6 protein-coding genes are annotated in these 9,895 nt (G+C 73.6%); all 6 read right to left on the bottom strand.

Going from position 1 to position 9,895, the window contains the following annotated elements; translation table 11 throughout:
* Positions 1-274: 274 nt before the first annotated feature.
* Positions 275-1,552, bottom strand: coding sequence for a phosphopyruvate hydratase (gene eno, locus GXB85_RS16900; protein WP_161918833.1), 1,278 nt, complete (start codon positions 1,550-1,552; stop codon positions 275-277).
* 213 nt (positions 1,553-1,765) lie between these two features.
* Entirely contained in the window at positions 1,766-3,175 is a 1,410-nt protein-coding gene (gene pntB, locus GXB85_RS16895) for a Re/Si-specific NAD(P)(+) transhydrogenase subunit beta (protein ID WP_161918832.1), read from the bottom strand.
* On the bottom strand, positions 3,175-4,731 hold the full coding sequence (locus tag GXB85_RS16890) for a Re/Si-specific NAD(P)(+) transhydrogenase subunit alpha (RefSeq protein ID WP_161918831.1): 1,557 nt from the start codon (positions 4,729-4,731) through the stop codon (positions 3,175-3,177). Before GXB85_RS16890 ends, pntB begins: the two co-directional genes overlap by 1 nt.
* Positions 4,732-4,830: 99 nt before the next feature.
* Entirely contained in the window at positions 4,831-5,532 is a 702-nt protein-coding gene (locus GXB85_RS16885) for a MazG family protein (RefSeq protein ID WP_370524310.1), read from the bottom strand.
* A 5-nt stretch (positions 5,533-5,537) separates the two neighbouring features.
* Positions 5,538-6,104: a hypothetical protein gene (locus tag GXB85_RS16880; RefSeq protein WP_161918830.1), complete on the bottom strand. Its 567-nt coding sequence runs from the start codon at positions 6,102-6,104 to the stop codon at positions 5,538-5,540.
* Positions 6,105-6,206: 102 nt separating this feature from the next.
* The gene (gene mfd / locus GXB85_RS16875) at positions 6,207-9,878 is read right to left on the bottom strand and encodes a transcription-repair coupling factor (protein WP_161918829.1); all 3,672 of its coding nucleotides are present in this window, start codon (positions 9,876-9,878) and stop codon (positions 6,207-6,209) included.
* Positions 9,879-9,895 lie beyond the last annotated feature (17 nt).

Raw genomic sequence — 9,895 nt, 5'->3', positions numbered from 1 at the left:
GCGCGACGACCGCGGGCGCGCCGACCCCGGTGCGGGCGCGGACGGGCGCGGGCGGACGACGGGACATGGGTCGATTGTGCCCCGAACCGACCCCGGGGCCGCGCACCCCACCCGGGCGCGCCGCGCCACCCACCCGCCGCTCCACCACTCCCCCACCCGCGGCCCACCCGCCGAGCGGGAGGGGTGGGCGGGGTGCACGGGGCGGGACGACGTAGGGCCCGGTCCCCATGGGGACCGGGCCCTACGTTCCGCCGGTGGGCGGGGCGTGCTCAGCTCAGCGGCGACGCGGGAAGGCGCTCGCGCCGGCGTAGAGCGCGGCGTCGTCGAGCTCCTCCTCGATGCGGAGCAGCTGGTTGTACTTGTTGATGCGCTCGCCGCGCGCGGGCGCACCGGTCTTGATCTGGCCCGAGTTGGTCGCGACCGCGAGGTCCGCGATCGTGACGTCCTCGGTCTCACCCGAACGGTGCGAGACCATCGCGGTGAAGCCGGCCCGCTGGGCCATCGTCACGGCGTCGAGCGTCTCGGACAGCGTCCCGATCTGGTTGAGCTTGACCAGCAGCGAGTTCGCGGCCTTCTCCTCGATGCCCCGCGCGAGACGCTCGGGGTTGGTCACGAACAGGTCGTCGCCGACGATCTGGACGCGGTCGCCGACCTTGGCGACGAGCTCGCTCCAGGTGCCCCACTCGTCCTCGGACAGCGGGTCCTCGATCGAGACCAGCGGGTAGTCCGCGACGAGCTTCTCGTAGAACGCGATCATGTCCGCGGGCGAGGTGGCCTTGCCCTCGAACTGGTACGCGCCGTCCTTGAAGAACTCGGTCGCGGCGACGTCGAGCGCGAGCGCGACGTCGGTTCCCGGGGTGAAGCCGGCCTTCTCGATCGCGACGAGGATCAGGTCGAGCGCGTCGCGGTTGCTCGGCAGGTTCGGGGCGAAGCCGCCCTCGTCGCCGAGGCCGGTCGCGAGGCCCTTGCTCTTCAGCACCGACTTGAGCGAGTGGTAGACCTCGGCGCCCGTGCGCAGGGCCTCGCGGTAGGTGGTCGGGCCGATGGGCGCGACCATGAACTCCTGGATGTCGACGTTCGAGTCCGCGTGGGACCCGCCGTTGAGGATGTTCATCATCGGCACGGGCAGGACGTGCGCGTTGGGGCCGCCGACGTAGCGGAACAGCGGCAGGTCCGCGGAGTCCGCCGCGGCCTTCGCCACGGCGAGCGAGACACCGAGGATGGCGTTCGCGCCGAGCTTGCCCTTGTTGGGCGTGCCGTCCAGGTCGATCAGGGCCTGGTCCACCAGACGCTGCTCGGTGGCCTCGAAGCCGATCAGCTCCGGGGCGATCTCGTCCATCACGGCGTTGACGGCGTCCTGGACGCCCTTGCCGAGGTAGCGGCCCTTGTCGCCGTCACGGCGCTCGACGGCCTCGAACGCGCCGGTCGAGGCGCCCGACGGGACACCTGCCCGCGCGATGGTGCCGTCGTCGAGGGCGACCTCGACCTCCACGGTGGGGTTGCCGCGCGAGTCGAGGATCTCACGGGCGCCTACGGCCTCGATTGTGGCCACGGATGCTCCTTCGCCAGGTGTGTGTCGTATCGGTCCGGGTGCTGCCGGCCGCGCGGGCTGCAGGTGGGAGCACCGGCAGTCGTCAGCGGCCCGGACCAGGCCGCCGGTCGTCGTCAACCGGCCGGGTTCCACCCTAGCCGCGTACGGGCCCGCGCGGGCAGGACGTTCGGCGGACGGCGGCCGACCTGCACGTGCACGGCGGGCGACGTGGGGTCAGCCCACGCCGCTCGGGCTGCGCGCCGCCAGGGCCGCGACGATCTGCTCGACCCGCTCCTTCGCGTCGCCGAACAGCATCGCGGTGTTCTCGCGGAAGAACAGGGGGTTCTGGACGCCCGCGTAACCGGTCGCCATCGAGCGCTTGAACACCACCACCTGGGCGGCCTTCCATACCTCGAGCACGGGCATGCCGGCGATCGGCGACCCCGGGTCCTCGAGCGCGGACGGGTTCACCACGTCGTTCGCACCGATCACGAGCACGACGTCGGTCTCTGCGAGGTCGTCGTTGATCTCGTCCATCTCGAGCACGATGTCGTAGGGCACGCGCGCCTCCGCGAGCAGCACGTTCATGTGCCCCGGGAGCCTGCCCGCGACCGGGTGGACGCCGAAGCGCACCTGGACGCCACGTGCGCGCAGGCGCTGCACCAGGTCCGCCACGGGGTACTGGGCCTTCGCGACCGCCATGCCGTACCCGGGGACGATGACCACCGAACGCGCGTCGGCGAGCAGCTCGGCGACGTCGGGCGCGTGCGTCTCGCGGTGCTCACCCTGCGGCCCCCCGGCCGAGGCGACCGTGCCGCCCTCGGCGCCGAAGCCCCCGAGGATCACGCTGACGAACGAGCGGTTCATCGCCCGGCACATGATCCAGCTGAGGATCGCACCCGACGACCCGACGAGCGCCCCGGTGATGATGAGCAGGTCGTTGCTGAGCATCAGGCCCGCTGCCGCCGCCGCCCAGCCGGAGTACGAGTTGAGCATCGACACCACGACGGGCATGTCTCCACCGCCGATCGCCGCGACCAGGTGCCAGCCGAGCGCGAGCGCGACGACCGTCATGACCGCGAGCGGCACGAGCCCGTCGGTCACCACGAACACGACCATGAGCGCGAGCGAGACGACGACGGCGGCGAGGTTGAGCAGGTGGCGGTGCGGCAGCACGAGGGGCGCCGAGGCCATCCGGGCCGAGAGCTTGAGGAACGCGACGATCGACCCGGTGAACGTGATCGCGCCGATGAACACACCGAGGAACACCTCGATCTGGTGCACGACGTCGGGCTCGGAGGTCAGGTAGGAGTTGAAGCCGACGAGCACCGCGGCGAGGCCGACGAAGCTGTGCAGCAGGGCGATGAGCTCGGGCATCTGCGTCATCTCGACGGTGCGCGCGCGCCACGTCCCCACCGTGGCGCCGATCGCGAACACCAGGGCGATGAGCACGAGCGTCACGAGCGGTGACCGCTCGGAGACGTCGACGGCGAGCACCACGGTCGCGAGCAGCGCGAGGGCCATGCCCACCATCCCGAGGACGTTGCCGCGCCGCGCCGACTCCTGCCGCGACAGGCCCGCGAGGCTCAGCACGAACAGGACCGCGGCGACGACGTAGGTGGCCTGGGCGAGCGAGACGAGCATCAGACGTCCTTCCGGAACATGCCGAGCATCCGGTAGGTCACCAGGAACCCGCCGAAGATGTTGATGCTCGCGACGGCGGCGGCCACGAACGCGACGGTCGCGACCACCGGGTCCGCCGAGCCGATCTGCAGCAGCGCGCCGACGAGGATGATCCCCGAGATCGCGTTGGTCTGGGACATCAGGGGCGTGTGCAGGGCGTGCGCGACGCTCGAGATCACGTAGAAGCCCACGATGACCGCGAGCGCGAGCACCGTGAGGTGCGCGACCGTGTCACTGGGCGAGAACGTCAGCGCGAGCAGCGCCGCGACCGCTCCGAGGCCCGAGAGGGCGGTGCGCCGACGACGACGCACGACGGCCGCGGCCTCCTCACGCCGGGCGCGCTCCTCGGGGTCGACGGCGGGTTCGGCCTGGGCCGCCGGGGCGGCTGCGGCCGAGACGGCCACCGGCGGCGGCGGCCAGAGCACCTCGCCCGCGTGCGCGACGGTCATGCCGCGCTGCACCGGGTCCTCGAGGTCGACCCGCGGCGTGCCGTCCTTCTCGGGGGTGAGCAGCGCCATGAGGTGGACCACGTTGGTCCCGAAGAGCTGCGAGGTGTGCCGGGGCATCCGGCTGGTCAGGTCGGTCCAGCCGAGGACGGCGACCCCGTTGTCGGTGAGCACGCGCTCGCCGGGCACGGTGAGCTCGCAGTTCCCTCCGCCCGACGCCGCCAGGTCCACGACCACCGACCCCGGGCGCATCGCCGCGACCATCGCCGCGGTGATCGTGCGGGGCGCGGTGCCCCGCACGAGGGCGGTCGTCACGACGACGTCGGCGCGCGCGGTCTCCTGCGCGTAGAGCTCGGCCGTGAGGCGCGCCTGGTCCTCGGTGAGGGCGGCTGCGTAGCCGTCGGCGCTGACCTCCTGCTGCGCGGCCTCGAGCCGCACGAACGTCGCACCCATGGACTCGATCTGCTCACCGACCTCGGGCCGCACGTCGAAGGCCCGCACCTGGGCTCCGAGGCTCACGGCCGCCCCGATCGCGGCCAGGCCCGCGACGCCCGCCCCGATCACGAAGACGGTCGCCGGGGCGGTCTTGCCCGCGGCGGTCACCTGGCCGGTGAACATGCCGCCGTACTCCTGCGCGGCCTCGATCACCGCGCGGTAGCCCGCGACGTTCGACAGCGTGCTCAGCACGTCGATCGACTGCGCCCGCGAGATGCGCGGGACCGCGTCGAGGGCGAGCGCCGTGACGCCCCGGCCGGCGAGGCGCTGCACGAGGTCGTGGTCCTGCGCGGGCGCGAGCATCGAGACCAGGAGCGTGCCCGCGGCGAGCCCGTCGACGCGCTCGGCGGGCGGGGCGCCCACCGTCGTCACGACCTCGCAGGCCCACGCCTCGTCCGCATCGGCGACCGTCGCCCCCTCGTCCGCGTAGGCGGAGTCAGGGTAGGACGCACGCGCACCCGCACCGGCCTCCACCACGACCTCGTAGCCGAGCTTGCGCAGCTGGGCCACGGTCGCGGGTGTCGCGGCCACGAGCCGCTCCCCGGGGCGTGTCTCCGCAGGGACGCCGATCCGCATGTGCACTCCTCGCGAGTCCAGGACGAGGTGGGCATGGTCGCGGCCCACCCTCGTCCCTGACGGTAGTGCGCGCGCCGTCGTGCCCGCGGGACGTTCGGCTCAGTCCACCCCGTGGACGCCCGAGCGGGCGGCCTCCGCCGCCCGCAGCCGCCCCTCGAGCGCACGCACCGCGGCCCGGAGCTCGTGCTCCGCGTCGACGCCGTCGGCCTGCGCCTCGGCCACCAGGGCGAGCAGACGTTCGCCCAGCCCCGCACCCGCGTCGACGTCCGTGACGCCGGCCACGTCGTCGAGGCCCGCGCGCTGCGCCCGGCCGAGCACCTTGTGCGCCCGGGCGAGGGCGGGCAGCGCGGCGGGGATCCCGTCGAACGCGGAGGCCCGCTGCTTCTCGTCCTGCTTGATCGCGTCCCACTGCCGGTGCAGGCCCTCGGCGTCGGGCGTCGCACCGGCCGCGAACACGTGCGGGTGGCGGCGGCGCAGCTTGGCCGCGGTGCCGCGCGCGACGTCGTCGAGGTCGAACGGGTCGTCCGGGTGCTCCTGGGCGAGGCGCGCGTGGAAGACCACCTGGAGCAGCAGGTCGCCGAGCTCCTCACGAAGGTCCGCGCGGTCCCCGTGCTCGACCGCCTCGACGACCTCGAAGACCTCCTCGATCGCGTACGGCAGCAAGGACGCGTGCGTCTGCTCGGCGTCCCACGGGCAGCCGCCCGGGGAGCGCAGCCGGTCCATCACCGCGACCAGGTCGGCCATGCCCGACGGCGCCCCGTGGGGTCCGGCCGCGTGCGTCGCGCCGTCGGGGCCCGTCACCGGGGTCACTCGGTGGTCGGGCTGTCCTGGACCGGGCCCGTGCCCTCGGCGTCCTCGGCAGCCGGGCCCGCGACGATCCAGGGCCACGTGATCGGCACGATCTCGCGCGCCTCGTGGTCGAAGCGGCCGTACCGCGGGTTGACCGTGATGTCAGCGGCGAGGAGTTCCTCCGTGACCGCCGCGAACGCCTCAGGGTCCTCCCCCTGGAGGTTCTGCGCCGCGAACGAGGACCGGACGAGCTCGATGGTCGACTCGCTCCAGTCGGCCGTCTCGGCGCCCACCTGCTCGGCCACCTGGTCGAGCTGATCGCGGATCTCCACGGTCGAGACGCCCACGCCGCTCTCCTCGGCCGCCTCGATGTAGAGGGGCGCCGCTATGAGGCTCACGAGCACGTCGCGTGGCACCGCCTCACCCAGCAGAGGTGTGAGCTCGGCGACCGTCCGGTCGAGGCTGTCCTGGCTGACCGTGCGGCCGTCGACCACCGCGGCCGTCCCGGGCTGCGCGGAGCATCCCGCGAGCAGGGCACCCACGACCACCGTCGACGCGACCAGCGCTGCTCGCACGTGACTCACCAGCTCCACCTCCACCGGACTCCGCGCCCCTGCGGCGCGGGCGGGCACCTCACCACGCGCCGCCCATCGTAGGCGCTGCGCCGCCCGACCGGTCGGGTCGCCTCAGGACGACGTCGTGCGCGCGGCGGCGTCGGCGGCCGCGCCCACGTCACCGCCGAGCACACCGCGCACGAGCTCGGTCGCCCACGCGAGCAGCTCGCGGCCCGCGAGCGCGCGCCCCCCGATCCGCGCCGTCGTCGGGAACGGGACCAGCACGGTCCGCACCGCCGGCTTGAGCACCGTGCCCGGGTAGAGACGCTTGAGCCGCAGGGTCGCCGACTCGGCGAGCTCGACGGGGGCGAACCGCACGAACTTGCCCTGCGCCGTCACGTCGGTGAGCCCGGCGCGCCGCGCGAGGTTGCGGAACGCGGCGACCTCGAAGAGGTTCTCGACGGGCTCAGGCAACGCGCCGTAGCGGTCGACGAGCTCGGCCCGTACCTCGTCGAGCGCGGCCGCCTCGGTCGCGTCGGCGATCTTGCGGTACGCCTCGAGCCGCAGGCGCTCGTGCGCGATGTAGTCGTGCGGCACGTGCGCGTCGACGGGCAGCTCGAGCGTCACGTCGGCAGGGCGCTCGTCGGCCTCACCACGGAACGCGGCGACCGCCTCGCCGACCATCCGCACGTAGAGGTCGAACCCGACCCCCGCGATGTGACCCGACTGCTCGCCCCCCAGCAGGTTGCCGGCGCCCCGGATCTCGAGGTCCTTGAGCGCGATCTGCATGCCCGCGCCGAGGTCGGTGTTCGCCGCCATGGTCGCGAGCCTGTCGTGGGCCGTCTCGGTCAGCGGCTTCTCGGGCGGGTACATGAAGTACGCGTACGCGCGCTCACGGCCACGCCCCACACGTCCGCGCAGCTGGTGCAGCTGGGACAGGCCGAGCAGGTCCGCCCGCTCGAGGATGAGGGTGTTGGCGTTCGAGATGTCGAGGCCCGTCTCGACGATCGTGGTGCACACGAGCACGTCGAACCGCTTCTCCCAGAAGTCGACGATCACGCGCTCGAGCTGGTGCTCGCCCATCTTCCCGTGCGCGGTCGCGATGCGGGCCTCGGGCACCAGCTCGGCGAGGCGCGCTGCGGTGCGCTCGATGGTGTCGACCTTGTTGTGGACGTAGAACACCTGACCCTCGCGCAGCAGCTCGCGGCGGATCGCGGCCGTCACCTGCTTCTCGTCGTAGGCCCCGACGAAGGTCAGCACGGGGTGGCGCTCCTCGGGCGGCGTCGCGAGCGTCGACATCTCGCGGATGCCCGTCACGGCCATCTCGAGCGTGCGCGGGATGGGCGTCGCGCTCATCGCGAGCACGTCGACGTTGGTGCGCAGCTGCTTGAGCGTCTCCTTGTGCTCGACGCCGAACCGCTGCTCCTCGTCGACGATCACCAGGCCCAGGTCCTTGAACCGCACCGAGCCGGTGATCAGGCGGTGCGTGCCGATCACGACGTCGACGCTCCCGTCGGCGAGCCCGTCGACGACCTCCTTCGCCTCGGCGTCCGTCTGGAAGCGCGAGAGCGCCCGCACGGTCACCGGGAACTGCGCGTACCGCTCGCTGAAGGTGTCGAGGTGCTGCTGCACGAGGAGCGTCGTCGGGACGAGCACCGCGACCTGCTTGCCGTCCTGGACGGCCTTGAAGGCCGCGCGGACGGCGATCTCGGTCTTGCCGTAGCCGACGTCGCCGCACACGAGGCGGTCCATCGGGTACGGCTTGGCCATGTCGGCCTTGACCTCGTCGATGGTCGCGAGCTGGTCCGGCGTCTCGACGTGCGCGAACGCGTCCTCGAGCTCGGCCTGCCAAGGCGTGTCCGGCCCGAAGGCGTGGCCCTGCGTGGCCATGCGCGCCGAGTAGAGCCGGATGAGCTCGGACGCGATCTCCTTGACGGCCTTGCGCGCCCGGCCCTTGGTGCGCGCCCAGTCCGAGCCGCCCATCTTGTTGAGCGTGGGCGACTCACCGCCCGTGTACTTGGTCACCTGGTCGAGCTGGTCGGTCGGCACGTACAGCCGGTCCCCCGGCTGGCCGCGCTTGCTCGAGGCGTACTCGATGACGAGGTACTCGCGCGTCCCCTTGGCGGCACCGGTCCCCACGGTGCGCTGGACCAGCTCGACGAATCGCCCGACGCCGTGCTGCTCGTGCACCACGAAGTCGCCGGGACGCAGCGCGAGGGGGTCCACGACGTTGCGACGCCGTGACGGCATGCTGCGCATGTCGCGTGTCGAGGTCCCCGCGCGGCCCGTGAGGTCGGACTCGCCGAAGACCGCGAGCCGCAGCGGCTCGGCCACGAAGCCCCGCCCGGCGGCGGCGGGCGTCACGAGGACCACGCCCGGCTCGGGCTCCTCCTCGAGGCCCGGGACGAGCCGCGCGGGCACCTCGAGCGCGCTGAGCTGCTCGACCATACGCTGTGCGGGCCCGTGCCCCTCGGTGGTGAGGACGAGCCGCCAGTCGCTGCGCTGGAGGGCCCGCAGGTCCGCCACGGCGCGCTCGACCTCGCCGTGGTAGCCGTGCACCTCGCGCGCGCCGATCGTGAGCGTGAGCGCGTCCTGGTCGGCCTGCGCGGGCGCACCCGTCCCCTCGGCCGCGGCGTCGTCCGGTCCCGCGGAGCCCTCGGCGTCGAGGCCGAACGCGCTGAGCGTCCACCAGCCCAGGTCACGGCTCAGCGCGAGCTCACGCGTGTCGGCGTACGAGGCGAAGGACGCCGCACGCAGGTCGATCGGGGTGCTGCCACCGGCGGCCGCGGCGGTCCACGCCGCGTCGAGGAACTCCTGCGTGGTGGCCATCAGGTCGTGCGCACGCCGCCGGACGCGCTCGGGGTCCGCGACCACGACGAGGCTCCCGTCGGGCAGCGTGTCGAGCACCGGCACCATGCGCTCCACGAGCACGGGCGCGAGCGACTCCATGCCCTCGACCGCGATCCCCGCCGCGAGCTTCTCGAGCATCTCGGCCGCACCCGGGAGCGCCTCGACGAGCGCGGCCGCGCGCGCCCGGACCGGCTCCGTCAGCAGGATCTCGCGGCACGGCGGAGCCCACAGGCCCTCGGCGACCTCGAGGCTGCGCTGGTCGGCGACGGCGAACCAGCGGATCTCCTCGACGTGGTCGCCCCAGAACTCGATGCGCAGCGGGTGGTCGTCGGTGGGTGGGAACACGTCGAGGATCCCGCCGCGCACCGCGAACTCGCCGCGACGCTCGACCATGTCCACGCGCGTGTAGGCCGCGGCGACAAGACGCTCGGCGACGTCCTGGAGGTCGGCCGTCTGCCCGGGGGCGAGCGCGACGGGCTCGAGCTCGCCGAGCCCCTCGGCGACCGGCTGCAGGAGCGCGCGCACGGGCACCAGCAGCACGCGCACGGGGCCCGCCTGGCTGTGCTCGCCCCGTTCGGGGTGCGCGAGCCTCCGCAGCACCGCGAGCCGTCGCGCCACGGTGTCGCTGCGCGGCGAGAGCCGCTCGTGCGGCAACGTCTCCCAGGCCGGAAGCACCGCGACGTCGTCGGGCGCGAGGTAGCAGCGCAGCGCCGAGGCGAGGTCGTCCGCGTCGCGCCCGGTCGCGGTCACCACGACGAGCGGGCCCGACGTCGCCTCCCCGGTCGCCTCGGCCGCACGCGCGAGGGCCGCGAGGAGCGGCGGCCGCACCCCCGGCGGGCCGACGAGGTCGACCGCCCGCTCGCGCGCCGCGGGCGGGGTGGCCCGGGCGAGCTCGACCGCGCGTGCCACCGCGGGGTCGGCGAGGAGGGCGGGCAGCACACCGAGGAGGCTCATGGGTCCCGTTCGTCACG

Source organism: Cellulomonas sp. APG4 (assembly GCF_009996735.1).
Classification (GTDB): domain Bacteria; phylum Actinomycetota; class Actinomycetes; order Actinomycetales; family Cellulomonadaceae; genus Actinotalea.
Note: the sequence above shows the minus strand (reverse complement) of the source record. Positions and strands in the feature narration are given on the sequence as shown.

What these genes read in the sequence shown, in the direction of transcription:
- GXB85_RS16890 (WP_161918831.1), bottom strand. Translation starts at nt 4,731, where the DNA reads ATGCGGATCGGCGTCCCTGCGGAGACACGCCCCGGGGAGCGGCTCGTG.
- mfd (WP_161918829.1), bottom strand. Translation starts at nt 9,878, where the DNA reads ATGAGCCTCCTCGGTGTGCTGCCCGCCCTCCTCGCCGACCCCGCGGTG.
- pntB (WP_161918832.1), bottom strand. Translation starts at nt 3,175, where the DNA reads ATGCTCGTCTCGCTCGCCCAGGCCACCTACGTCGTCGCCGCGGTCCTG.